This is a genomic window from Bacillus cereus (genome assembly GCF_002561295.1).
GTDB classification, from domain to species: domain Bacteria; phylum Bacillota; class Bacilli; order Bacillales; family Bacillaceae_G; genus Bacillus_A; species Bacillus_A cereus_S.
Map to the genome: position 1 here is coordinate 35,945 of NZ_NTUG01000007.1, position 23,175 is coordinate 59,119.

The window sequence follows — 23,175 nt, forward strand, 5'->3', positions numbered from 1 at the left end:
AAATTGAGATGGGAATTAAAAAGTATAATCCAACTACTAACGGTCGTCGTAACATGACTACGAATGATTTCGCTGAAATCACGACTGACAGACCGGAAAAGTCTTTACTTGCTCCTTTAAGCAAAAAGGCTGGTCGTAATAACCAAGGTAAAATTACTGTACGTCATCAAGGTGGCGGACATAAGCGTCAATACCGTATCATCGACTTTAAGCGTAACAAAGATGGAATTCCAGGACGCGTTGCTACGATCGAATACGATCCAAACCGCTCTGCGAATATCGCATTAATTAACTACGTTGACGGTGAAAAACGTTACATTCTTGCTCCTAAAACTTTAGAAGTAGGTATGGAAGTTATGTCAGGCCCTGAAGCTGACATTAAAGTCGGTAACGCATTACCACTAATCAACATTCCAGTAGGTACTGTTGTTCATAACATCGAGCTTAAGCCTGGTCGTGGCGGACAATTAGTTCGTTCTGCTGGTACATCTGCTCAAGTACTTGGTAAAGAAGGAAAATACGTACTTGTACGTCTAACTTCTGGTGAAGTACGTTTAGTATTATCTGCTTGTCGTGCTACAGTAGGTCAAGTTGGTAACGAGCAACACGAACTTATCAAAATCGGTAAAGCAGGTCGCTCTCGCTGGTTAGGTAAACGCCCAACAGTTCGTGGTTCTGTAATGAACCCGGTTGATCACCCACACGGTGGTGGTGAAGGACGTTCTCCAATCGGACGTAAGTCTCCAATGTCTCCATGGGGTAAACCAACTCTTGGATTCAAGACTCGTAAGAAAAACAAAGCGTCTGATAAATTTATCGTTCGTCGTCGTAAAAAATAATGGGATTGTAGTACGGTTCATCTCTAGAACCGTACGCCAATCGCGAAGGGAGGCACCAAAATGGCTCGTAGCTTAAAAAAAGGACCATTTGTCGATGATCACTTAATGAACAAAATGGAAAAATTAGTTGCATCTGAGCAAAAACAAGTTGTTAAAACTTGGTCTCGCCGTTCAACAATCTTCCCTCAGTTCATCGGGCACACAATCGCTGTATATGATGGTCGTAAACACGTACCTGTGTACATCACTGAGGATATGGTTGGCCATAAGTTGGGTGAATTCGCACCAACTCGTACGTACAAAGGTCACCTTGCTGACGATAAGAAAACTAGAAGATAATGAGAGGAGGCACTTCAATGCAAGCTAAAGCAGTAGCGAGAACAGTTCGTATTGCTCCTCGTAAAGTTCGTTTAGTAGTAGACTTAATCCGAGGTAAGCAAGTGGGTGAAGCGATTGCTATCCTTAACCACACACCAAAAACTGCTTCTCCAGTTGTAGAAAAAGTTTTAAAATCTGCAATCGCAAATGCAGAGCACAATTATGAAATGGACATTAACAACCTAGTTGTAGAAAAAGTTTTCGTTGACGAAGGTCCAACGTTGAAACGTTTCCGTCCACGTGCAATGGGTCGTGCAAGCCAAATTAACAAACGCACAAGCCACATCACAGTTGTGGTATCAGAAAAGAAGGAGGGATAATCGATGGGTCAAAAGGTTAATCCAATTGGTCTTCGTGTCGGCGTTATCCGTGACTGGGAATCTCGTTGGTTCGCTGAGAAAGATTACGCTACATTATTACATGAAGACATCAAAATCCGTGAGTACATTACTGTACGCTTAAAAGATTCTGCTGTTGCTAAAGTAGAAATCGAACGTGCAGCAAATCGTGTAAATGTTACAATTCACACTGCAAAACCTGGTATGGTAATTGGTAAAGGTGGTACTGAAGTTGAAGCACTTCGTAAAGCTCTTAACCAATTAACAGGCAAGCGTGTACACATCAACATTTTAGAAGTTAAGAGAGCTGATCTTAACGCTAAATTAGTAGGCGAAAACATCGCTCGTCAATTAGAAAACCGTGTATCATTCCGTCGTGCACAAAAGCAAGTTATTCAACGTGCTATGCGTGCAGGTGCTAAAGGTATTAAAACACAGGTTTCTGGTCGTCTTGGCGGAGCTGATATCGCTCGTGCAGAATCTTACAGTGAAGGAACTGTTCCACTTCATACACTTCGCGCTGATATTGACTATGCAGCAGTTGAAGCTGATACAACATACGGTAAATTAGGCGTAAAAGTATGGATCTACCGTGGAGAAGTCCTTCCTACAAAAAAGAAAGCTTCTGAGGAAGGAGGAAAATAATATGTTAATGCCAAAACGCGTAAAATATCGTAGAGAGCATCGTGGTAAAATGCGTGGTCGTGCAAAAGGTGGCGCTGAAGTAGCATTTGGTGAATTCGGTCTTCAAGCTCAAGCAGCTTCATGGATCACTAACCGTCAAATCGAAGCAGCTCGTCGTGCAATGACTCGTTACATGAAACGTGGCGGTAAAGTTTGGATTAAAATTTTCCCTTCTAAACCTTACACTGCAAAACCTCTAGAAGTACGTATGGGTTCCGGTAAAGGGGCACCAGAAGGCTGGGTAGCAGTAGTAAAACCTGGGAAAGTTATGTTTGAAATCGCGGGTGTATCTGAAGAGGTAGCACGCGAAGCATTACGTCTTGCTGCTCACAAGTTACCTGTGAAATGTAAATTCGTAAAACGTGAAGAAAATGGTGGTGAATCTAATGAAAACTAATGATATTCGTGAATTAACCACTGCCGAAATCGAAACAAAAGTTAAAGCTTTAAAGGAAGAGTTGTTCAATCTTCGCTTCCAACTTGCTACAGGACAATTAGAGAATCCAACTCGCATCCGTGAAGTGCGTAAAGCAATTGCTCGTATGAAAACTGTAGTTCGTGAAAGAGAGATCGGAATTAATCGATAAATTGAGGGGAGGTTTGCATAGTGAGCGAACGTAACCAACGCAAAGTTTATACTGGTCGTGTTGTGTCTGATAAAATGGACAAAACGATTACAGTTTTAGTTGAAACTTACAAAACTCATTCCTTGTACGGAAAACGCGTTAAGTACTCTAAAAAGTACAAAGCCCATGATGAGCAAAACCAAGCAAAAACTGGCGATATCGTAAAAATCATGGAAACTCGCCCGCTTTCTGCTACTAAGCGTTTCCGTTTAGTTGAAATCGTTGAAGAAGCGGTTATTATCTAAATAGACGAATCGGAATTTTTAGTCCGAAGGGAGGTTTCATAACATGATCCAACAAGAATCTCGTTTGAAAGTTGCTGACAACTCTGGTGCACGTGAACTTTTAACAATTAAAGTATTAGGCGGCTCTGGTCGTAAATATGCTAACATTGGTGATATTATCGTTGCTACGGTAAAACAAGCAACACCAGGTGGCGTTGTTAAAAAAGGTGACGTTGTTAAGGCAGTAGTAGTACGTACGAAGAGCGGAGCTCGTCGTCCGGATGGTTCTTACATCAGCTTTGATGAAAACGCAGCGGTTATCATTAAAGACGATAAGAGCCCACGTGGTACTCGTATCTTCGGACCAGTAGCTCGTGAATTACGTGATAGCAACTTCATGAAGATCGTTTCTTTAGCTCCAGAAGTTCTATAATTTAAGGTATTGCCTTGCTAAGGAGGTGCAGAATTAAGATGCATGTAAAAAAAGGTGATAAAGTACAGGTAATCACTGGTAAAGACAAAGGAAAACAAGGCGTTATCCTTGTGGCTTTCCCAAAGCAAAACCGTGTTATCGTTGAGGGTGTCAATATCGTTAAGAAGCACTCTAAGCCATCTCAATTAAATCCACAAGGTGGAATTATTACTAAAGAAGCACCTATTCACGTTTCTAACGTTATGATTTTAGATCCGAAAACAGGTGAACCTACTCGTGTAGGCTTCAAAGTAGAAGATGGTAAAAAAGTTCGTATTGCAAAAAAATCTGGTGAATTATTAGATAAATAATTTTCTTAAGAAAGGAGGTCACTTCATTGAATCGCCTTAAAGAGAAGTTCCAAAAGGAAATTACTCCTGCTCTAGTGAGCAAGTTTAACTATAAATCTGTGATGGAAGTACCGAAAATCGAAAAGATCGTAATCAACACTGGTGTTGGTGACGCGGTATCTAACTCAAAAGCTTTAGACAATGCAGTAGAAGAATTAACACAAATCGCAGGTCAAAAACCTGTTGTAACTCGTGCTAAAAAATCAATCGCTGGTTTCCGTCTTCGTGAAGGTATGCCAATCGGTGCGAAAGTAACTTTACGCGGCGAGCAAATGTATGAGTTCTTCGACAAATTAGTATCAGTTTCTTTACCACGTGTACGTGATTTCCGTGGTGTTTCTAAGAAATCATTCGATGGTCGTGGAAACTATACATTAGGTGTTAAAGAGCAACTTATCTTCCCTGAGATTGATTATGATAAAGTAAGCAAAGTCCGCGGTATGGACATCGTAATCGTTACTACAGCGAAAACTGATGAAGAAGCTCGTGAACTTTTAACACAATTCGGTATGCCATTCCAAAAATAATGGAAGCCAACGCTAAGTAGAGGAGGCGAAAACGTGGCTAAAAAATCTATGATAGCGAAACAAAAGCGTACTCCTAAGTTTAAAGTACAAGAGTATACACGTTGCGAGCGCTGCGGTCGTCCGCATTCTGTATACCGCAAATTTAAACTTTGCCGTATTTGTTTCCGTGAACTTGCATATAAAGGTCAAATTCCTGGTGTTAAAAAAGCTAGTTGGTAAAACCCACAAATGGGAAGGAGGTAAAACACATGGTGATGACAGATCCAATTGCAGACATGCTTACTCGCATCCGTAATGCGAACATGGTACGTCATGAGAAATTAGAGGTTCCTGCTTCTAAAATCAAAAAAGAGATCGCTGAACTTTTAAAACGTGAAGGTTTCATTCGTGATGTAGAATACATCGAGGATAACAAACAAGGTATCCTTCGTATTTTCCTGAAATATGGTGCAAACAATGAACGTGTAATCACTGGATTAAAACGTATCAGTAAACCTGGCTTACGCGTTTACGCTAAAGCTGATGAAGTACCACGTGTACTTAACGGATTAGGTATCGCTCTTGTTTCTACATCTAAGGGAGTAATGACAGACAAAGACGCTCGTCAATTACAAACTGGTGGAGAAGTAGTAGCATACGTTTGGTAATATATATTTAAAACGAACGGAGGTGTGACCACATGTCTCGTATTGGTAAAAAGATTCTTGAAATCCCTGCAGGTGTTACTATTACAGTTGCAGAAGACAATACTGTAACAGTAAAAGGCCCTAAAGGTGAATTAACTCGTACTTTCAATGCTGATATGCTTATCAAAATTGAAGAGAATACATTAACAGTTGAGCGTCCATCTGAACAGAAGGAACACCGTGCATTACACGGTACAACTCGTGCTTTAATCGGAAACATGGTTGAAGGTGTAACTGCAGGTTTCGCACGCGGACTTGAATTAGTCGGTGTTGGTTACCGTGCCCAAAAACAAGGTGATAAACTTGTATTAAGCGTAGGTTATTCTCATCCAGTAGAAATGACTCCGGAAGCAGGTCTTGAAGTTGAAGTACCTGCACCAACTAAAATCGTAATTAAAGGTATCGACAAGCAACGTGTTGGCGAATTCGCTGCTAACATCCGTGCTGTACGTGCTCCTGAGCCATATAAAGGTAAAGGTATTCGTTACGAAGGCGAAGTTGTTCGTCGTAAAGAAGGTAAAACTGCTAAGTAAACCCGTTAGGTGAGAGAAAGGAGTGACAAGAATGATCACTAAAGCTGATAAAAATGCGACTCGTAAGAAAAGACATGCGCGTGTACGTGCTAAACTTACTGGTACTGCAGAACGTCCACGTTTAAACGTGTTCCGTTCTAACCAACATATTTACGCTCAAGTTATTGATGATGTGAATGGTGTAACGTTAGTAAGTGCATCTACTCTTGATAAAGACCTTGCTCTTAACGGTACTAGCAATACTGAAGCTGCTACGAAAGTTGGAGAATCAGTTGCTAAGCGTGCTGTAGAGAAAGGCGTTAAAGAAGTAGTATTTGATCGCGGTGGTTACTTATACCATGGCCGTGTTAAAGCTCTAGCTGAAGCTGCTCGTGAGGCTGGATTACAATTTTAATGGTCAAAGGAGGGAAAATTGATGCATCGCATTGACCCAAGTAAATTAGAACTTGAAGAACGTGTAGTTACGATAAATCGTGTCGCGAAAGTTGTTAAGGGTGGTCGTCGTTTCCGCTTTGCTGCACTAGTTGTAGTTGGCGATAAAAACGGTCATGTTGGATTCGGTACTGGTAAAGCACAAGAGGTACCAGACGCAATCCGCAAAGCTATCGAAGACGCTAAGAAGAACTTAATCGCAGTGCCATTAGTTGGTACAACAATTCCACACACAATCAACGGTCACTTTGGAGCTGGTGAAGTATTCTTAAAACCTGCTGCTGAAGGTACTGGTGTTATTGCTGGTGGACCTGTTCGTGCGGTACTTGAATTAGCTGGTGTACAAGATATTCTTTCGAAATCTCTTGGTTCTAACACACCAATCAACATGATTCGCGCTACTGTGAACGGATTAAGCGAACTTAAGCGCGCTGAAGATGTTGCAAAATTACGCGGTAAATCTGTAGAAGAGCTACTAGGTTAAGGAGGGAAAACAAATGGCGAAAAAGTTAGAAATTACCCTCACTCGTAGTGTAATTGGTCGTCCACAGGATCAACGTGCGACGGTAGAAGCTTTAGGTCTTAAAAAGTTGAATTCAACTGTAGTTAAGGAAGAAACTCCTGCTATTCTTGGTATGATCAACAAAGTTTCTCACCTTGTAACTGTAAAAGAAGCTTAAGGATAACTCATTAATATAAGGAGGTGCCTGGGAATGAAACTTCATGAATTAAAACCTGCAGAAGGTTCTCGTAAAGTACGTAACCGTGTCGGTCGTGGTATCGGTTCTGGTAACGGTAAAACTGCTGGTAAAGGTCATAAAGGACAAAACGCACGTTCTGGCGGCGGTGTTCGTCTTGGCTTCGAAGGTGGTCAAACTCCATTATTCCGTCGTTTACCAAAACGCGGCTTCACAAACATTAACCGTAAAGAGTTTACTATTGTAAACTTATCAACGTTAAATCGTTTTGAAGATGGTACAGAAGTAACACCTGAATTATTGCTGGAAACTGGCGTTATCAGTAAATTAAACGACGGTGTTAAAGTTCTTGCAAGCGGAGCAGTAGAGAAAAAGTTAACTGTTAAAGCGCACAAGTTCTCTTCAAGTGCTAAAGAAGCAATTGAAGCAGCTGGCGGATCAGTTGAGGTGATCTAATGTTTCGTACAATCTCCAACTTTATGCGCGTTGCTGAGATAAGACGTAAAATATTATTCACTTTAGCGATGTTAATCGTATTCAGGATTGGCACGTTTATCCCAGTGCCATTTACAAATGGAGACGTACTGAAAGCACAAGATCAATTAAATGCCTTAGGTATCCTAAATACATTTGGCGGTGGCGCTTTGAAAAACTTCTCCATCTTCGCGATGGGAATCATGCCGTATATTACAGCATCCATCATCGTGCAATTATTGCAGATGGATGTTGTTCCTAAATTTTCGGAATGGTCGAAGCAAGGCGAAATGGGCCGTCGTAAATTAACACAATTCACGCGTTACTTTACAATTGTTCTTGCGTTTATTCAGGGGTTTGGTATGTCAATCGGTTTTAACAGTATGGTAGGTGGGCAGTTAATTTTGAATCCAGGTTGGAGCACTTATTTATACATTGCTACGGTACTGACTGCTGGTACTGCATTTTTAATGTGGTTAGGTGAACAGATTACAGCTAAAGGTGTAGGTAATGGTATTTCCATTCTTATCTTTGCTGGTATTGCTGCAGCGATCCCAAGTGTAATATCTCAAGTGTATCAACAACAGTTTCAAAATGTCGGAGACGAACTGTTCATGAGTATCGTTAAAGTTGTATTGATTTTACTAGCTGTGCTAGCAGTTGTTGTTGGTGTTATTTTCATTCAACAAGCTGTTAGAAAGATCCCAATTCAATATGCGAAGCGTGTAACAGGAGGGAATGGGAATCATGCTGGAGCACAAAACACACATTTACCGCTTAAGGTAAATAGTGCGGGTGTTATTCCAGTCATTTTTGCTGTTTCATTCTTAATTACGCCTCCAACTATTGCACAGTTCTTCCCGAAATATGATGTATCGCAGTGGATTATTGCAAACTTTAACTATTCTCACCCAGTGGGAATGATTATATATGTTGCGCTCATTGTAGCCTTCACATATTTCTATGCATTTGTTCAGGTTAATCCAGAGCAAATGTCAGAGAATCTCAACAAGCAAGGTGGATATGTTCCAGGTATTCGTCCGGGTAAGAATACAGAACAATATCTAACAAAAATCTTGTATCGTTTGACCTTTGTAGGATCCATTTTCCTAGCAGCGATTGCAATTCTACCAGTTATCTTTACGAAATTGGGAAATCTTCCTCCATCTGCACAGATTGGTGGAACGAGTATGTTAATCGTTGTCGGCGTTGCTTTAGAAACAATGAAGCAGCTAGAAAGCCAACTGGTAAAACGCCATTACAAAGGGTTTATCAAGCAGTGAGTAAGTGGGAAGAATCATCTTCCCTACATGCTCATGTACTGAGGGGGAACAAGGATGAACTTAATTTTAATGGGGCTTCCTGGTGCTGGTAAAGGTACACAAGCCGAACAGATTGTTGCCAAGTATAACATCCCTCACATCTCAACAGGAGATATGTTCCGTGCAGCTATGAAGGCTGAAACTGAACTTGGTTTACAAGCAAAATCTTTTATTGATAAAGGTGCCCTTGTACCAGATGAAGTTACAATCGGAATCGTTCGTGAGCGTTTAAGTCAAGAAGACTGTATTAAAGGCTTCTTACTAGACGGTTTCCCACGAACTGTTGCACAAGCATCTGCTCTTGAAGAGATAATGAAAGATCTTGGCAAAAAAATCGACTATGTTTTAAACATTAATGTGGATTCAGGATTGCTATTAAAACGTCTTACAGGCCGTCGCATTTGTAAAGAGTGCGGTGCGACTTACCACTTAGAATTCAATCCGCCAGCAAAAGCTGATGTGTGCGATAAATGTGGTGGCGAATTATATCAACGCTCTGATGACAATGAAGAAACTGTAGCGAATCGTTTAGATGTAAATATTAAGCAAACAAAACCTTTGCTTGATTTCTATGAAGAGCTTGGTTACTTACAAAGCATTAATGGTGAGCAAGATATCAATAAAGTATTTGTTGATATCGATGTTCTCATCGGAGGCTTAGCGTAATGATCATTTGCAAAACTCCTCGCGAGATAGAAATCATGCGAGAAGCTGGCAGGATCGTTGCTTTAACTCATCAAGAGTTGAAAAAGCATATTGCGCCAGGAATTACAACGAAAGAGCTCGATCAAATAGCGGAAAAGACGATTCGAAAATATGGTGCTACGCCATCTTTTAAAGGATACAACGGATTTCCGGGAAGCATCTGTGCTTCTGTAAATGAAGAGCTTGTACATGGGATTCCAGGAAAGCGCAAGCTCCAAGAGGGCGATATCATCAGTATCGATATTGGTGCGAAATACAATGGGTACCATGGAGATTCTGCATGGACGTATCCAGTAGGAAACATTTCTGAATCTGTTCAAAAGCTACTTGATGTCACAGAAAAATCGTTGTATCTTGGTCTAGAACAAATAAAACCAGGCGAAAGATTATCGAATATCTCACATGCGGTTCAAACGTATGCTGAAGATAATGGATTCTCAATCGTTAGGGAGTATGTTGGTCACGGAATCGGGCAAGACTTACATGAAGACCCTCAAATCCCGCACTATGGTCCACCAAATAAAGGTCCTAGATTAAAGCCGGGAATGGTCATCTGTGTTGAGCCGATGGTGAACCAGGGAAGACGATATGTAAAAACACTATCTGATGACTGGACAGTGGTAACGGTAGATGGTAAATGGTGTGCCCACTTCGAGCACACGATTGCTCTTACAGAAGCAGGATACGAAATCCTTACCACTTTATAAGTAGCTGGCTCTCCGGGATTTCAGAGCAGTGTAAAATGTTACTGAAGAAGGGAGAACTATTGAATGGCTAAAGATGATGTAATTGAAGTCGAAGGTACCGTTCTTGAAACGTTGCCAAATGCTATGTTCAAAGTAGAATTAGAGAATGGGCATGTCGTATTGGCTCACGTTTCTGGTAAAATCCGTATGAACTTCATTCGTATTTTACCAGGAGACAAAGTTACGGTAGAATTATCTCCGTACGATTTAAATCGTGGTCGTATTACGTACCGTTTTAAATAATATAGCACTCCGTAATCTTTAAGGAGGTTCGAGACATGAAAGTAAGACCGTCAGTTAAACCAATCTGCGAAAAATGTAAAGTTATTCGTAGACGTGGAAAAGTAATGGTTATTTGTGAAAACCCTAAACATAAACAAAAACAAGGTTAATCAGAAGGAGGTGCATTCGGAATGGCACGTATCGCAGGTGTAGATATTCCTCGTGACAAACGCGTTGTTATTTCTTTAACTTACGTATTCGGCATTGGTCGCACAACTGCTGAAAAAATTCTTACTGAAGCTGGTGTTTCTGAAGAAACACGAGTTCGTGATTTAACGGAAGACGAATTAGGACGTATCCGTGATATCATCGATCGTATTAAAGTTGAGGGAGACCTTCGTCGTGAAGTATCTCTTAACATTAAACGTCTAATGGAGATCGGTTCTTACCGTGGTCTTCGTCACCGTCGTGGTTTACCAGTTCGTGGTCAAAACTCTAAAAACAATGCTCGTACACGTAAAGGTCCACGTCGTACAGTAGCAAATAAAAAGAAATAATAAGTAAAGGAGGTTGAACTAACAATGGCACGTAAAACAAACACTCGTAAAAAACGTGTGAAAAAGAATATTGAAGCTGGTGTAGCTCATATTCGTTCTACTTTCAACAACACAATCGTAACACTTACAGATACTCACGGTAACGCGCTTTCTTGGTCTAGTGCTGGTGCACTTGGTTTCCGTGGATCTCGTAAATCTACTCCATTCGCTGCGCAAATGGCTGCTGAAACTGCTGCTAAAGTTGCAATGGAGCACGGTTTAAAAACTTTAGAGGTTACTGTAAAAGGTCCTGGTGCTGGTCGTGAAGCTGCAATTCGTGCTCTTCAAGCTGCAGGTCTAGAAGTAACAGCAATCAGAGATGTTACTCCAGTTCCTCATAATGGATGTCGTCCGCCAAAACGTCGTCGTGTTTAATTTTTCTGTATAGAATTTTCCCTTTTGTCTATAATGGATATGATGCATTATCGAGAAATTTCGTACAGAAACATCGCTTGTTGTGCACAATCGGGAACTGCCTAAGGGGGACTTTCGGTTAGACAGAGGTTTTTTCCTTTGTTTAGCCGGGGTTTCGACGTTTTGAAGGAGGGTTTAGTTAATGATTGAAATCGAAAAACCGAAAATCGAAACGGTTGAACTTAACGAAGATGCTAAGTATGGCAAATTCGTGATTGAACCGCTTGAGCGTGGATATGGTACTACTTTGGGTAACTCCTTACGTCGTATTCTTTTATCCTCACTCCCTGGTGCCGCTGTAACTGCCATCCAAATCGATGGCGTATTACACGAATTTTCAACAGTTGAGGGCGTAGTAGAAGACGTTACAACGATCATCTTAAACTTGAAAAAGTTAGCTCTTAAAATCTACTCTGAAGAAGAGAAGACGTTGGAAATCGATGTACAGGGCGAAGGTATTGTCACAGCTGCTGATATTACTCACGATAGTGATGTTGAAATCTTAAATCCAGATTTATACATTGCGACGTTAGCAAAAGATGCGCATTTCCGCGTGCGTTTAACTGCAAAGCGTGGCCGTGGGTATACGCCAGCTGATGCAAATAAAAGCGAAGATCAACCAATAGGAGTTATTCCTATTGATTCTATTTATACTCCAGTATCACGTGTGACTTACCAAGTGGAAAAGACACGTGTCGGACAAGTGGCAAATTATGATAAGCTTACGCTTGATGTATGGACGGATGGAAGCATCGGGCCAAAAGAAGCTATCTCTTTAGGTGCCAAAATCTTAACTGAGCATTTAAACATCTTCGTTGGTTTAACTGACGAAGCACAAAATGCTGAGATTATGGTCGAGAAGGAAGAAGATCAAAAAGAAAAAGTTCTAGAAATGACTATTGAAGAACTGGATCTTTCTGTTCGTTCTTATAATTGCTTAAAACGTGCAGGAATTAATACTGTACAAGAGCTTGCGAACAAAACAGAAGAAGATATGATGAAAGTTCGTAACTTAGGACGTAAATCCTTAGAAGAAGTTAAGCATAAGCTTGAGGAATTAGGTTTAGGCTTACGTAAAGACGACTGAGGATTTAATCTCATCAACAAAGGAGGGAACTACGAATGGCATACAGAAAATTAGGCCGTACAAGTGCGCAACGTAAAGCTATGTTACGTGACTTAGCTACTGATTTAATTATCAACGAGCGCATCCAAACGACAGAAACTCGTGCAAAAGAACTTCGTTCTGTAGTGGAAAAAATGATCACTTTAGGTAAACGCGGAGATCTTCATGCTCGCCGTCAAGCTGCATCTTTCATCCGTAATGAAGTTGCTAACGCTGAGACTGGTCAAGATGCACTTCAAAAATTATTCGCTGATGTAGCTCCACGCTATGCTGAGCGTCAAGGCGGATACACTCGTATTGCAAAAATTGGTCCACGTCGTGGAGACGCAGCACCAATGGTAATTATCGAGTTAGTATAATGATAATTAAAAGGGCAGGACAGTTCTTTTCAAGTAACTGGTCATGGCCCTTTTTTTTTAAATATAGAAAACGGGCTAACTTGCTGAAGTAATGAGAGAGGGTGCCTTGCATTGAAAAAAGAGAAACTTCGTACGCAAAATATATCCTTTCAATATCCTGGGACAACTTCTTATGCACTAAGAGACATATCATTCTCTTTATATGAAGGGGAATGGGTTTCTATAATCGGACAGAATGGTTCAGGAAAGTCTACACTTGCAAAGTTATTAAATGGTTTGTTTCTACCGGAATCAGGAACAATTATTGTAAATAATACAATGGTTTTATCTGAGGAAACGGTATGGGATATTCGAAAGCAAATTGGTATGGTATTTCAAAACCCAGATAATCAATTTGTTGGGACAACAGTACAAGATGATGTTGTATTTGGTCTTGAGAATATCGGGATGCCTCGGGAACAGATGGTAGAACGGCTGAATCAAGCGCTTAAGATGGTCCGAATGGAAGAGTTTCTTAATGAGGAACCTCATTCGTTATCTGGTGGACAAAAGCAACGTGTTGCGATTGCAGGTGTGTTAGCTTTGCAACCGTCTATTTTAATATTGGATGAAGCAACATCGATGTTAGATCCTCAAGGGCGACGTGAAGTAATTGAAACAGTTAGAAAGCTTGTTAATACAAAAAATATTACTGTGCTATCGATTACACATGATTTAGAAGAAGCTGCGCAATCAGACCGCGTTATTATTTTGAATCAAGGCGAAATATTAGGGGAAGGTACGCCAGGACAAATCTTCGGGTCTCCTCATATGCTTAGAGAAATTGGGTTAGATGTACCATTCTCAGTGAAAATAGCAGAATTATTAAAAAGAAATGAAATCCCACTGCAAAATACGCATCTTACAATGGAAAGCTTGGTGAACGAACTTTGGAGATTACATTCCAAACAGTAGAGCATCGTTATCAATATAAAACTCCATTTGAAAGACGCGCGCTTTATGATGTAAACGTGTCGTTTCCAAGTGGGGGATATTATGCCATTATCGGCCATACTGGTTCGGGCAAATCAACGATGATTCAACATTTAAATGGTTTATTGCAGCCGACAAATGGTACGGTTCAAATAGGGGAACATTTGATTTCCTCCCAAAAGAAAGAAAAGAAGTTAAAGCCGCTACGAAAAAAAGTAGGGGTTGTCTTTCAATTTCCAGAGCATCAATTATTTGAAGAAACCGTTGAGAAAGATATTTGTTTTGGGCCCTCAAATTTTGGGGTATCGGAAGAAGAGGCAAGACAAAAGGCAAGGGATGCAATTGAGCTTGTAGGATTGGATCCAGAGCTATTAACGCGTTCTCCATTTGAGTTAAGTGGTGGACAGATGAGACGTGTTGCAATAGCGGGTGTACTTGCAATGGAACCTGAAGTTCTCGTATTAGATGAACCGACAGCAGGGCTTGATCCTAAGGGACAGCAAGAGCTTATGGAGATGTTTTATAAGCTTCATAAGGAACAGGGATTGACAGTAATTCTAGTTACTCATAATATGGAGGATGCTGCCAAGTATGCAGATCAAATTGTGGTTATGCATAAAGGAACGGTCTTTTTGCAAGGAATAGCAGAGGAAGTATTTTTACATGCAGATGAATTAGAACAAATCGGTGTCGATCTTCCAATGTCTTTAAAGTATAAACGTGCAATTGAAGAGAAGTTTGGTATTTCCATTCAAAAGGCTACCTTATCTTTAGAAGATCTTACTCATGAAGTTGTACAGGTGTTACGAAAAGGTGGTCATAAATCATGCAGCAGTTGATTATTGGGAGATATATTCCAGGTAGGTCGCTCATTCATCAACTTGATCCACGTACGAAGCTGTTGATTGTCTTTTTATATGTATTTGTGGTCTTTTTAGCAAATAATGCGATTTCATATGGACTTTTATTTTTATATGCACTCATTGCTTTATTTTTTGCAAAAGTGCCGATTCGTTATGTACTTTCGGGCTTAAAACCAATCTTATGGATTTTTCTTTTTACATTTTTTCTGCATATTTTTACAAATAAAGAAGGGGATGTACTATTCCAGCTTGGTTGGTTTTCAATACATGAAAAAGGATTAGAGCAAGGGATATATATTTCTATACGCTTCTTTGTCATTATTTTAATGACGACATTATTAACGTTAACAACAACACCAATTGAAATTACCGATGGTATGGAGACGTTATTAAAGCCTTTAAAGCGTATAAAGGTTCCTGTACATGAAATCGCATTAATGATGTCTATTTCCCTTCGTTTTATCCCAACCTTAATGGATGAAACGAGTAAAATTATGAAAGCACAAGCATCTCGTGGTATTGATTTTGCTGGTGGACCGATAAAGGATCGACTGAAAGCAGTTATTTCTTTACTTGTCCCTCTTTTTATTAGTGCTTTTAAGCGTGCTGAGGATTTAGCAATTGCAATGGAAGCACGTGGGTATCAAAGCGGTGAAGGACGTACTAAATTTAGGCAACTGCGCTGGAAAACAAGTGATACGTTAACAATAGTGAGTTTACTTTGTCTAGCGTGTGTTTTAGCATGGGTGCGATCGTAATGGAGAATAGAGAAATGGAAAGAATAAAATGTACAGTTGCATATGATGGCATCAATTTTTGTGGTTATCAAATTCAACCACAGCATCGTACTGTGCAACAAGAGATAGAGAAGGCACTGCAAAAATTGCATAAAGGAGAGAATGTTCGTGTCCAAGCATCGGGGCGGACAGATTCTACTGTTCATGCAAAAGGACAAGTGATACACTTTGATACACCTTTGACTCTTGAAGAGTGGCAATGGAGTAATGCTTTAAACACAATGTTGCCAGATGATATTGTTATCAGGCAAGTAGAGAAGAAAACAGAAGAATTTCATGCACGTTACGGTGTCGAGAAAAAAGAATATCGTTATCGTGTGTTATTATCAAAGACTGCGGATGTATTCCGTAGAAATTATGTATATCAATATCCATACCCTCTTGAAATAAACTCTATAAGAAAAGCGATTCCTTATTTAATTGGAACGCATGATTTCACTTCTTTTTGTTCGGCAAAAACTGACAAAAAAGATAAAGTGCGAACAATTTATGAAATAGAGTTAATTGAGCAAGATGATGAATTAATTTTTCGTTTTGTAGGTAATGGATTTTTATATAATATGGTCAGAATTATCGTTGGTACGTTACTTGACGTAGGGCAAGGAAAGCTTGATGCCGATAGCATTCCAGAGATTTTAGCGAAACAAAATCGCAAGTTTGCTGGAAAGATGGCTCCAGGTCATGGACTTTACTTATGGCAGGTAAACTATAACAACTAATCCTGGTGTAACATTTGCTTGACATTAGAAACTCAAAAGTATATCATAACATATGGTATTGTTTCTAAAACCACGATTAGCCCCGGAAGGAAATCGTGTTTAAGATAAACAATAGATTTTTTCTATGGAAAAGATAACGAGGAGGGAAACACATGCGTACGACTTTTATGGCAAAAGCTAACGAAGTTGAGCGTAAATGGTATGTGGTTGATGCTGAAGGTCAAACTTTAGGTCGCCTTGCTAGTGAAGTAGCATCCATTTTACGTGGTAAAAACAAACCTACATTTACACCACACGTTGACACGGGTGATCATGTAATTATTATTAACGCTGAGAAAATTCATTTAACAGGTAATAAATTAAACGATAAAATTTACTACCGTCACACTAACCACCCAGGTGGACTTAAACAAAGAACAGCTCTAGAAATGCGTACAAACTACCCTGTACAAATGTTAGAGCTTGCAATTAAAGGCATGCTTCCAAAAGGACGCTTAGGCCGTCAAGTTTCTAAGAAACTAAACGTGTATGCTGGAGCAGAGCATCCACACCAAGCACAAAAACCAGAAGTTTACGAACTTCGCGGATAATCAATTAAAGGAGGGCTTACTTTGGCACAGGTTCAATACTATGGCACTGGACGTCGTAAGAGTTCAGTAGCGCGCGTACGCCTAGTTCCAGGCGAAGGACGCGTTATCATTAACGGTCGTGATTTTGAAAACTATATCCCATTTGCTGCATTACGTGAAGTAGTGAAACAACCTCTAGTTGCAACAGAAACTTTAGGTAACTACGATGTACTTGTAAACGTAAATGGTGGTGGATACACTGGTCAAGCTGGTGCTATTCGTCACGGTATTTCTCGCGCTTTATTAAAAGCTGATCCAGAATACCGTCTAACACTAAAACGTGCAGGTCTATTAACTCGTGACGCACGTATGAAAGAGCGTAAAAAATACGGTCTTAAAGGCGCACGTCGTGCACCTCAGTTCTCAAAACGTTAATTTTTGCGAACTTCAAACCCCAGCCATTTGGCTGGGGTTTTTTATTATGTCTTAATTAAGAGAACTATGTAAACCGCTGTTATGAAGAATAAAAAGGCGATCTGCATCTAGCTATATATTTTTTGTTTTTGCACGGCATGAGGCAGAAAAAGGAACTGACCGCTTCTATGCATGGCTGGATGCTCTCTTCTACCTAAAAAGGAAGGTCTTATATCAGTTTTTAATTATATCTTGGAATATTTTAGTGCCGCCTTCTTACGTATGCTTCATCTTTAGAAGTTTAGACTAATACGTATTAGGGAGGTTCAAGTACTATGAATGTCATTGTTAGCTTACAAGAAAAACAAAAAGAAAAGCAGTTAAAATATGAGCGGAAGATGCTTCGCGAATTATCACTAAAAACGCTGAGATCGAATATTCGTGATGCATTCGATATGAAAGAGCTGCATAGGCAGTATGAGGATTATTGTATCGAACTTGGAATTGAATCATATTTATTAGGAGCAAGGTATAGTAAATTTGGCTATTATGGGGAATCATTCTTTGATGTAAAATATAGAGCTTTAGAAGAAGAGCAACAATTAACGGAAACGTTATTTCACTTTTTAACGAGTATGGCCGTAAGAGAGATAGAATTAAAAGATGAGGAGTTGCTGTATGAATCCTGTGCGCAATTTATTAGTTCATGGTGGCGTGAAGGATTTGAAAAGGGTGAAAGAAGATATCGTTTAAAGCTACACTAAGAAAAGCATAAACTTTCCTCTTGTCCCATATAAGTAATTAGAGGGACTAGCTGAAGGAGGAAAGGTATGAAGAGAATTCGGATTATCTCTTTTATGCTCGCTGCAGTTGTACTGTTTTTCTTGGTAAAACAAGAATTTCAAATTACAAAGTCGTGGCGGGCATGGAATTTACCCTTATCGGGGAAAGTGATTGTATTAGATGCTGGACATGGTGGGCCAGATGGAGGAGCAGTTGGCGGTAAGGACATAGTGGAAAAAGAGATTACGCTTGAAATTGTAAAAATGGTGCAAGATTATTTGCAGGAGCAAGGTGCATTAGTTATTTTAACGCGAGAGGGAGATTATGATTTAGCTGATAAAAGTACAAAGTCATATAGTAGACGTAAAGCAGAGGATTTAAAAAAGCGAGTAGAAATTATTAATAAACCCGATGTGGATTTTTTTGCGAGCATCCATTTAAATGCCTTGCCGAGTAGTGGATCAAAAGGGGCACAAACGTTTTACTATCGTTCTTTGATTGAAAATGAACGAGCTGCGAAGTTTATCCAAGCCGAATTACAGACGAGTTTAGAAAACACAAATCGTTCGGCTAAAATTATCCCTCACGTTTATTTGCTTAAGTATGCGAAAACACCGGGTGCTTTAATTGAAGCTGGATTTTTATCGAATGTGAATGAAAGATATATGTTGAATTCAGAGAAGTATCAGCAAAAGGTGGCAGCTGCAATATATCGCGGAATATTACGCTATTTTACGGAAAAAGGCAATCCTCCTGAATAAGGAGGATTTTTGAATTCCTCTCGTTAACGAAGTTTTCGGAAAATATGTTATACTGGAAATGAAAACGCATTTATTTTTAAAATGAAAATATATAAACCCAATTCATTTAACATTACTTTACTTTTCATACAGGGGGCTGGGCTGATTATGGTAACGAAAGAGCAAGTCGTAAAAACGCTTGAAGGGATTGCTGATCCATTTCTACATAAAACATTAAAAGAAACAAATGCAATTAAAGAGGTAACTATAAAGCCTGAGAAAGAACATGTTAGTGTTAAAATTGCAATTGTAAAAACAGGGACTGCTGAACAAATGCAATTGCAGTCGGCAATTGTGAAGCTTGTGAAAGAACTTGGAGCAGCAACGGTTGGTTTGCGTTTTGCTGAGTTCACAGAGGACGAGCTAGCACAGTTTGCACAGCCTAAGGAAGAGCAAGCAGATCAATCTTTATTATCACCGAATTCTAAAACAACATTTTTAGCAGTTGCAAGTGGAAAAGGTGGGGTTGGTAAATCCACTGTTTCTGTAAACCTCGCGATTTCATTAGCTCGTTTAGGAAAGAAAGTTGGTATTATTGACGCTGATATATATGGCTTTAGTGTGCCTGATATGATGGGAATCGAAAAACGTCCAATTGTAAGAGGCGATAAAATTATTCCTGTAGAGCGTTTAGGGGTAAAGGTAATTTCAATGGGCTTCTTTGTGGAAGACAATGCTCCGGTTATTTGGAGAGGGCCAATGCTTGGCAAAATGTTAAATCACTTTTTCACAGAGGTAGAATGGGGCGATTTAGATTATTTAGTCTTAGACTTACCGCCAGGTACAGGGGATGTAGCTTTAGATGTGCATTCGATGCTACCATCATGTAAAGAAATTATTGTAACAACGCCTCATCCAACAGCGGCATTTGTAGCAGCTCGTGCAGGTGCTATGGCACTTCGGACTGAACATAGTATTCTTGGGGTTGTCGAAAATATGGCTTACTTCGAAAGTAAAGCAACTGGTGAGAAAGAGTATGTGTTTGGAAAAGGTGGAGGAGATAAGTTAGCTGAAGAATTACAAACAGATGTATTAGGGAGAATACCACTTCAGCAACCAGATTGGAATAAAGAGGATTTTGCACCATCCGTATACGAGGATACACATAAAACAGGTATCATCTACCGAACGATAGCTGAGCAAGTTATTGACAGAACGGCAGTTAAACAAAAATAAACCTCTGCGATGAGGAGATTTCCCCGCCCTATATATGTAGAGGTGGGGAAATTCTTATGTGTAGAGGTTTTTATTTTGTTTCTTGCTTCTCAGATCCGCCACTTTTTTCAGCTTTTTCAATACCTTTACTGATGATATCAATCATTTTAGTCTGGAAGAGAGGGCTTTCGGCAGTTTCTGTTAAGACTTGTTGTAAATATTGGCGGTATTCTTTGCTTTTCATCGTTTGTAGCATTATTTTTTCTACTTCGGGATTTTTCATAATTTCTATAACGCCTGCTTGGTATTCGGGGTCTTTTAGTAGCGTCTTCATCAAGGCTGTTTGTTCTTTTTCGATACCTTTAGCAAATTTTGTTGAAAACTCAGGGTCCTTAAATAGTTTTTCCCAAAGCTGCTGTCCCTTTTCGGATACCATTGCGTCTTCAATTGTTTTTTTGACTACGTTTTCATCCAATATAAGTGCTTGTTTCATTTTCTCATCTGTCAATACATCTTGGATTGCTGTCTTTCCTTGATCAGTTTTTAAAATATCGATAATCATTTTTTTTGTTTGATCGTAATCTAATTCAGCTTTCGCTTCTTTTCCTTGTGCACATGCGGTAAGTATAGTGAAAAGAAGGGAAGAAACTAAAATGAGCAGCATCCGTTTCATTAGCTGGAGCTCCTTTCAACACAGTTCTCTTTTTTAATATAAATATCTTAGAGGAATTTATACATGTTCATGGCTAGCTTTTTGAAATTGTCATTGATACAATTTAAGTAGAAATATATCAATAATGGGGGATGGGTTGTGAATAGCCGAAAATGGGTACGACTATTTTTAACGACATTACTGCTTGGAGGGATTAGTACAATCCTTATTGGTTTTATTCTAGGGTGGGACAAGTACGCTAAATTTTTTCAAAATTTCGACGGAAAAGAAGTTTTAATGATTTCTTTTTGGTTACTTGGAGTTGGATTTATATTTAGCGTAATTAGCCAAATGGGCTTTTTTGCTTATTTAACAGTTCATCGTTTTGGACTAGGAATGTTCCGATCATCTTCTCTTTGGAACGCGGTTCAACTCTTTTTTATCGCATTTGTCCTGTTTGATTTTGTTTATTTAAGATCAGTACTTGTTGCGAATGGGAATGTTTCATTTGGAAATAATATCCTTGTGGCTGGAGTATTGCTTTTATTTGGGGTAATTGTGGCTTATATAAAGAGTAAGGAGACGAATAGAAAAGCATTTGTACCTGCTTTATTCTTTATGGTCGTCGTAACGATTCTTGAATGGGTACCAGCGCTTCGGATTAATGATACGGATTGGTTATATTTAATGGTTATCCCACTTCTTTTATGTAACGCATATCAGCTACTTATATTACATCGCTTAATAGGACAACAAAGAAATAAGTCCGTTAGTTAGGAAGACTTAAGTAAAAAGGGTGCAACACCTTTNNAAAGGTGTTGCACCCTTTTTCGTATAGCTTGGTTTTTTATCGGTTATTAGTGAGTATATTTATCTTAAGGTTCAGAAGAACGAGGGAGATAGGTAAGAGCTTGTATGGTTAAGCTACTACTAATGAAAGTTTCACTTTATGTCATTACTTTTTGCACTTGTGTTAGAAATAAGTTGTGATACAGACACTTGTTCATAACCATCACCTTTTAGTTTTTGCAGGAGCGGTGGTAAAGACTTATTTGTTTGAAGTGCTGAATCAGAGGCGTGTAATAAAACGATATCGCCCCCTCGTAAATTGTTAGCGACGGTGGATACAATTTTATTTACACCAGGGTTTTTCCAATCGTTTGAATTGTTACTCCAGTGTACAACTGTATAGCCAAGGGAATCTGCTACTTTCAGAACAGTTTTATTGAATTCTCCACTAGGAGGGCGTAGGAGCTTGATTTGTTTTATACCGAGCTTTGTAAATACATCTTGTGAACGTAAAAGATCCCTTCGTATTTCGTTTGCTTCCAAAGAAGTATAGGAGGTGTAGTTATATCCCATACTGCCAATCTCGTGGCCATCTTGCATAATCCGTTTCACAATATCTGGGTGTCTTTCAGCCCATGCTGCGGAAAGGAAGAAAGTCGCATTTTTAATGTCTCTTTCTTTTAAAGTATCAAGAATTGGAAGTGCTTTTTTATCTCCCCAACTAATATCGAATGTTAAAGCAACTTGTTTTTTTTCGGTATCGCCCTTGTAAATGACTTTTGGACCAGTTGCAGTTGAAAAAGCAGACTGATAAGAATATGTCTTTAAAAAGAGAAGCCATGCTGTAAATAAGGACAGTACAATAATTAAACTAATGTGCTTAAATTTACGTTTACTCGTTATAAAAAAGAAAAACATAATACCCCGCCCCTTTGTCCAATCCTTTTCAGTTACTTATATGCTTAAAAAGTTGAAAAGAGAACTGAACGATTAATATCGCAGGAATTGGATATAATGGATGTTATAGGATGATTTTTAATGCTATTCCGTCGTTCATGGATAGTAAGGCCACTCACAGAAAAAATGAGGGGAATAGGTAGAGGATTGCTTGTCCTTAAAAGTTCTAATAAGTAGTGAGGGATGAAAAGTGAAACGGATTAAAGTTTCACTTCATTGGTGATACATTGGTTCCTAGAGTTGATGAATATATTACGTTATTTTGTATACATATGTAGCCATTTTAGGTTTTTAATACATAAGTCGTTGTTATGCAAAACACAAGGTGACCTGCATGTGTGTTTTCATTTGGCGTGGGGTAGACGATGTCTATGCAGATTTACCCGCCTAATAAAGAAAGGTTTTATTCCGCTATTTGCAGGCGGTCATACTCCCGAATCAAAATTCGGTGGAAGTAAAGAGGGGGTAGATAGGAGATGAACTGCCCGTAAAATAACCCACTTGATGAAAGTTGCACTTTATGTCGGGTTTGCAATTTGTATTTTATGTAGATATGTAAACATATGAGTAATGGTTGAGGTGATCGTTTGTTTGGGATTATGATTACAAAAGAAGAACAAAAAGAAATAGAATATGTATTGAAGAGAGAATTAGATGAGCTTCTATTTGATTTTGCAGATGAGCGAATACATGATGTTGTAAAGAAAACAATGGAAGAACGATATAAAATCCTTTTTTGTTTGTTTAGAAGAGTAGCAACTGCGGAAGAGTGTACACGTTATATAAGAAAAAGAATTTTTTATTAAAAAGTATTGACGATGTGATTTGATATATGGTAAATTAATAACCGTCGCTGATGCGAGAAACACAGAAAGCGAAAAAAGAAATTAAAAAACTTAGTTGACATCGAAAAATGAAGATGTTAACATAAGGAAGTCGCAAATGAGCGGCAAA

General features: G+C 39.2%; 39 protein-coding genes. 37 read left to right on the top strand and 2 right to left on the bottom strand.

The genetic code is table 11. The annotated features are described in order from the left end of the window. The first annotated feature begins 8 nt into the window (after window positions 1–8). The 35 genes from rplB to CN373_RS06735 all read left to right on the top strand — a co-directional run bounded on the left by rplB (window position 9) and on the right by CN373_RS06735 (window position 19,844). Window positions 9–839, top strand: a complete 831-nt coding sequence (rplB, locus tag CN373_RS06565; protein ID WP_000511586.1) for a 50S ribosomal protein L2 — start codon at window positions 9–11, stop codon at window positions 837–839. A gap of 60 nt (window positions 840–899) precedes the next feature. Then, entirely contained in the window at window positions 900–1,178 is a 279-nt protein-coding gene (gene rpsS / locus CN373_RS06570) for a 30S ribosomal protein S19 (RefSeq protein ID WP_000124452.1), read from the top strand. A gap of 17 nt (window positions 1,179–1,195) precedes the next feature. Beyond that, on the top strand, window positions 1,196–1,537 hold the full coding sequence (rplV, locus tag CN373_RS06575) for a 50S ribosomal protein L22 (RefSeq protein WP_001148024.1): 342 nt from the start codon (window positions 1,196–1,198) through the stop codon (window positions 1,535–1,537). Between the two features lie 3 nt (window positions 1,538–1,540). Then, on the top strand, window positions 1,541–2,200 hold the full coding sequence (gene rpsC / locus CN373_RS06580) for a 30S ribosomal protein S3 (RefSeq protein WP_000529958.1): 660 nt from the start codon (window positions 1,541–1,543) through the stop codon (window positions 2,198–2,200). 1 nt (window position 2,201) lies between these two features. After that, window positions 2,202–2,636 (top strand): 50S ribosomal protein L16, encoded by a 435-nt coding sequence (gene rplP, locus CN373_RS06585; RefSeq protein WP_000928968.1) that lies wholly within the window; start codon window positions 2,202–2,204, stop codon window positions 2,634–2,636. Beyond that, complete coding sequence (rpmC, locus tag CN373_RS06590; protein WP_000855718.1) at window positions 2,626–2,826, top strand: 50S ribosomal protein L29; 201 nt, start codon at window positions 2,626–2,628, stop codon at window positions 2,824–2,826. Before rplP ends, rpmC begins: the two co-directional genes overlap by 11 nt. 20 nt (window positions 2,827–2,846) lie before the next feature. After that, window positions 2,847–3,110 (top strand): 30S ribosomal protein S17, encoded by a 264-nt coding sequence (rpsQ, locus tag CN373_RS06595; RefSeq protein ID WP_000004107.1) that lies wholly within the window; start codon window positions 2,847–2,849, stop codon window positions 3,108–3,110. Between the two features lie 43 nt (window positions 3,111–3,153). Then, window positions 3,154–3,522 carry a 50S ribosomal protein L14 gene (gene rplN, locus CN373_RS06600; RefSeq protein ID WP_000615914.1) on the top strand — a complete coding sequence of 123 codons (369 nt, stop codon included), beginning with the start codon at window positions 3,154–3,156 and terminating at the stop codon, window positions 3,520–3,522. A gap of 38 nt (window positions 3,523–3,560) precedes the next feature. Further along, on the top strand, window positions 3,561–3,872 hold the full coding sequence (gene rplX, locus CN373_RS06605) for a 50S ribosomal protein L24 (protein WP_000558200.1): 312 nt from the start codon (window positions 3,561–3,563) through the stop codon (window positions 3,870–3,872). Window positions 3,873–3,898: 26 nt separating this feature from the next. Further along, complete coding sequence (gene rplE / locus CN373_RS06610) at window positions 3,899–4,438, top strand: 50S ribosomal protein L5 (RefSeq protein WP_001080829.1); 540 nt, start codon at window positions 3,899–3,901, stop codon at window positions 4,436–4,438. A gap of 33 nt (window positions 4,439–4,471) precedes the next feature. After that, on the top strand, window positions 4,472–4,657 hold the full coding sequence (gene rpsN / locus CN373_RS06615; RefSeq protein ID WP_001085700.1) for a 30S ribosomal protein S14: 186 nt from the start codon (window positions 4,472–4,474) through the stop codon (window positions 4,655–4,657). Between the two features lie 29 nt (window positions 4,658–4,686). After that, complete coding sequence (gene rpsH, locus CN373_RS06620) at window positions 4,687–5,085, top strand: 30S ribosomal protein S8 (protein WP_000245511.1); 399 nt, start codon at window positions 4,687–4,689, stop codon at window positions 5,083–5,085. A 32-nt stretch (window positions 5,086–5,117) separates the two neighbouring features. Then, on the top strand, window positions 5,118–5,657 hold the full coding sequence (gene rplF / locus CN373_RS06625; protein ID WP_000086556.1) for a 50S ribosomal protein L6: 540 nt from the start codon (window positions 5,118–5,120) through the stop codon (window positions 5,655–5,657). Window positions 5,658–5,688: 31 nt separating this feature from the next. Further along, window positions 5,689–6,051: a 50S ribosomal protein L18 gene (gene rplR, locus CN373_RS06630; RefSeq protein WP_000628818.1), complete on the top strand. Its 363-nt coding sequence runs from the start codon at window positions 5,689–5,691 to the stop codon at window positions 6,049–6,051. A gap of 21 nt (window positions 6,052–6,072) precedes the next feature. Beyond that, window positions 6,073–6,573, top strand: a complete 501-nt coding sequence (gene rpsE / locus CN373_RS06635) for a 30S ribosomal protein S5 (protein WP_000554646.1) — start codon at window positions 6,073–6,075, stop codon at window positions 6,571–6,573. A 13-nt stretch (window positions 6,574–6,586) separates the two neighbouring features. Continuing rightward, window positions 6,587–6,769: a 50S ribosomal protein L30 gene (gene rpmD, locus CN373_RS06640; RefSeq protein WP_001085234.1), complete on the top strand. Its 183-nt coding sequence runs from the start codon at window positions 6,587–6,589 to the stop codon at window positions 6,767–6,769. Window positions 6,770–6,802: 33 nt separating this feature from the next. Further along, window positions 6,803–7,243: a 50S ribosomal protein L15 gene (gene rplO, locus CN373_RS06645; RefSeq protein WP_000766084.1), complete on the top strand. Its 441-nt coding sequence runs from the start codon at window positions 6,803–6,805 to the stop codon at window positions 7,241–7,243. Then, window positions 7,243–8,544 (top strand): preprotein translocase subunit SecY, encoded by a 1,302-nt coding sequence (secY, locus tag CN373_RS06650; RefSeq protein WP_000490123.1) that lies wholly within the window; start codon window positions 7,243–7,245, stop codon window positions 8,542–8,544. The genes rplO and secY overlap by 1 nt, the downstream gene beginning before the upstream one ends. Before the next feature lie 54 nt (window positions 8,545–8,598). Beyond that, window positions 8,599–9,249, top strand: a complete 651-nt coding sequence (locus CN373_RS06655; RefSeq protein ID WP_001048987.1) for an adenylate kinase — start codon at window positions 8,599–8,601, stop codon at window positions 9,247–9,249. After that, window positions 9,249–9,995: a type I methionyl aminopeptidase gene (map, locus tag CN373_RS06660; protein WP_000582533.1), complete on the top strand. Its 747-nt coding sequence runs from the start codon at window positions 9,249–9,251 to the stop codon at window positions 9,993–9,995. Before CN373_RS06655 ends, map begins: the two co-directional genes overlap by 1 nt. A 63-nt stretch (window positions 9,996–10,058) precedes the next feature. Continuing rightward, window positions 10,059–10,277, top strand: coding sequence for a translation initiation factor IF-1 (infA, locus tag CN373_RS06665; RefSeq protein WP_001029884.1), 219 nt, complete (start codon window positions 10,059–10,061; stop codon window positions 10,275–10,277). A 35-nt stretch (window positions 10,278–10,312) separates the two neighbouring features. Further along, a complete protein-coding gene (gene rpmJ, locus CN373_RS06670; protein WP_000868344.1) occupies window positions 10,313–10,426 on the top strand; it encodes a 50S ribosomal protein L36 in 114 nt (37 codons plus the stop codon). A gap of 21 nt (window positions 10,427–10,447) precedes the next feature. After that, a complete protein-coding gene (gene rpsM / locus CN373_RS06675; protein WP_000090794.1) occupies window positions 10,448–10,813 on the top strand; it encodes a 30S ribosomal protein S13 in 366 nt (121 codons plus the stop codon). Window positions 10,814–10,837: 24 nt separating this feature from the next. Further along, on the top strand, window positions 10,838–11,227 hold the full coding sequence (gene rpsK, locus CN373_RS06680; RefSeq protein ID WP_000101801.1) for a 30S ribosomal protein S11: 390 nt from the start codon (window positions 10,838–10,840) through the stop codon (window positions 11,225–11,227). Window positions 11,228–11,408: 181 nt separating this feature from the next. Next, complete coding sequence (locus CN373_RS06685) at window positions 11,409–12,353, top strand: DNA-directed RNA polymerase subunit alpha (protein ID WP_000569645.1); 945 nt, start codon at window positions 11,409–11,411, stop codon at window positions 12,351–12,353. Between the two features lie 35 nt (window positions 12,354–12,388). After that, the gene (gene rplQ, locus CN373_RS06690) at window positions 12,389–12,751 is read left to right on the top strand and encodes a 50S ribosomal protein L17 (RefSeq protein ID WP_000331491.1); all 363 of its coding nucleotides are present in this window, start codon (window positions 12,389–12,391) and stop codon (window positions 12,749–12,751) included. A 111-nt stretch (window positions 12,752–12,862) separates the two neighbouring features. Further along, window positions 12,863–13,705, top strand: a complete 843-nt coding sequence (locus CN373_RS06695) for an energy-coupling factor ABC transporter ATP-binding protein (protein ID WP_000711789.1) — start codon at window positions 12,863–12,865, stop codon at window positions 13,703–13,705. After that, window positions 13,681–14,562, top strand: coding sequence for an energy-coupling factor ABC transporter ATP-binding protein (locus CN373_RS06700; RefSeq protein ID WP_000406543.1), 882 nt, complete (start codon window positions 13,681–13,683; stop codon window positions 14,560–14,562). The genes CN373_RS06695 and CN373_RS06700 overlap by 25 nt, the downstream gene beginning before the upstream one ends. After that, window positions 14,550–15,344, top strand: a complete 795-nt coding sequence (locus tag CN373_RS06705; RefSeq protein ID WP_001186538.1) for an energy-coupling factor transporter transmembrane component T family protein — start codon at window positions 14,550–14,552, stop codon at window positions 15,342–15,344. The genes CN373_RS06700 and CN373_RS06705 overlap by 13 nt, the downstream gene beginning before the upstream one ends. A 14-nt stretch (window positions 15,345–15,358) precedes the next feature. Further along, window positions 15,359–16,102 carry a tRNA pseudouridine(38-40) synthase TruA gene (truA, locus tag CN373_RS06710; RefSeq protein WP_033664595.1) on the top strand — a complete coding sequence of 248 codons (744 nt, stop codon included), beginning with the start codon at window positions 15,359–15,361 and terminating at the stop codon, window positions 16,100–16,102. Between the two features lie 152 nt (window positions 16,103–16,254). Then, entirely contained in the window at window positions 16,255–16,692 is a 438-nt protein-coding gene (rplM, locus tag CN373_RS06715; protein WP_001260793.1) for a 50S ribosomal protein L13, read from the top strand. Window positions 16,693–16,713: 21 nt separating this feature from the next. Then, on the top strand, window positions 16,714–17,106 hold the full coding sequence (rpsI, locus tag CN373_RS06720; RefSeq protein ID WP_000079986.1) for a 30S ribosomal protein S9: 393 nt from the start codon (window positions 16,714–16,716) through the stop codon (window positions 17,104–17,106). A 314-nt stretch (window positions 17,107–17,420) separates the two neighbouring features. Further along, complete coding sequence (locus CN373_RS06725) at window positions 17,421–17,849, top strand: DUF2521 family protein (RefSeq protein ID WP_001101002.1); 429 nt, start codon at window positions 17,421–17,423, stop codon at window positions 17,847–17,849. A 66-nt stretch (window positions 17,850–17,915) separates the two neighbouring features. Further along, a complete protein-coding gene (gene cwlD / locus CN373_RS06730) occupies window positions 17,916–18,629 on the top strand; it encodes an N-acetylmuramoyl-L-alanine amidase CwlD (protein WP_098358975.1) in 714 nt (237 codons plus the stop codon). 147 nt (window positions 18,630–18,776) lie between these two features. Then, entirely contained in the window at window positions 18,777–19,844 is a 1,068-nt protein-coding gene (locus CN373_RS06735) for an Mrp/NBP35 family ATP-binding protein (protein WP_098358976.1), read from the top strand. A gap of 70 nt (window positions 19,845–19,914) precedes the next feature. Here the strand turns inward: CN373_RS06735 and gerD are convergent, their stop codons facing one another. Further along, a complete protein-coding gene (gerD, locus tag CN373_RS06740) occupies window positions 19,915–20,496 on the bottom strand; it encodes a spore germination lipoprotein GerD (protein WP_098358977.1) in 582 nt (193 codons plus the stop codon). 138 nt (window positions 20,497–20,634) lie between these two features. Between gerD and CN373_RS06745 the strand changes: the two genes are divergently transcribed. After that, on the top strand, window positions 20,635–21,252 hold the full coding sequence (locus tag CN373_RS06745) for a KinB-signaling pathway activation protein (protein ID WP_001088538.1): 618 nt from the start codon (window positions 20,635–20,637) through the stop codon (window positions 21,250–21,252). 165 nt (window positions 21,253–21,417) lie between these two features. Here CN373_RS06745 and pdaB read toward each other — a convergent pair whose 3' ends face one another. Then, on the bottom strand, window positions 21,418–22,182 hold the full coding sequence (gene pdaB / locus CN373_RS06750) for a polysaccharide deacetylase family sporulation protein PdaB (RefSeq protein WP_000464701.1): 765 nt from the start codon (window positions 22,180–22,182) through the stop codon (window positions 21,418–21,420). Window positions 22,183–22,808: 626 nt separating this feature from the next. Between pdaB and CN373_RS06755 the strand changes: the two genes are divergently transcribed. Continuing rightward, window positions 22,809–23,027 carry a hypothetical protein gene (locus CN373_RS06755; RefSeq protein ID WP_000467065.1) on the top strand — a complete coding sequence of 73 codons (219 nt, stop codon included), beginning with the start codon at window positions 22,809–22,811 and terminating at the stop codon, window positions 23,025–23,027. The last annotated feature ends 148 nt before the right edge of the window (window positions 23,028–23,175 follow it).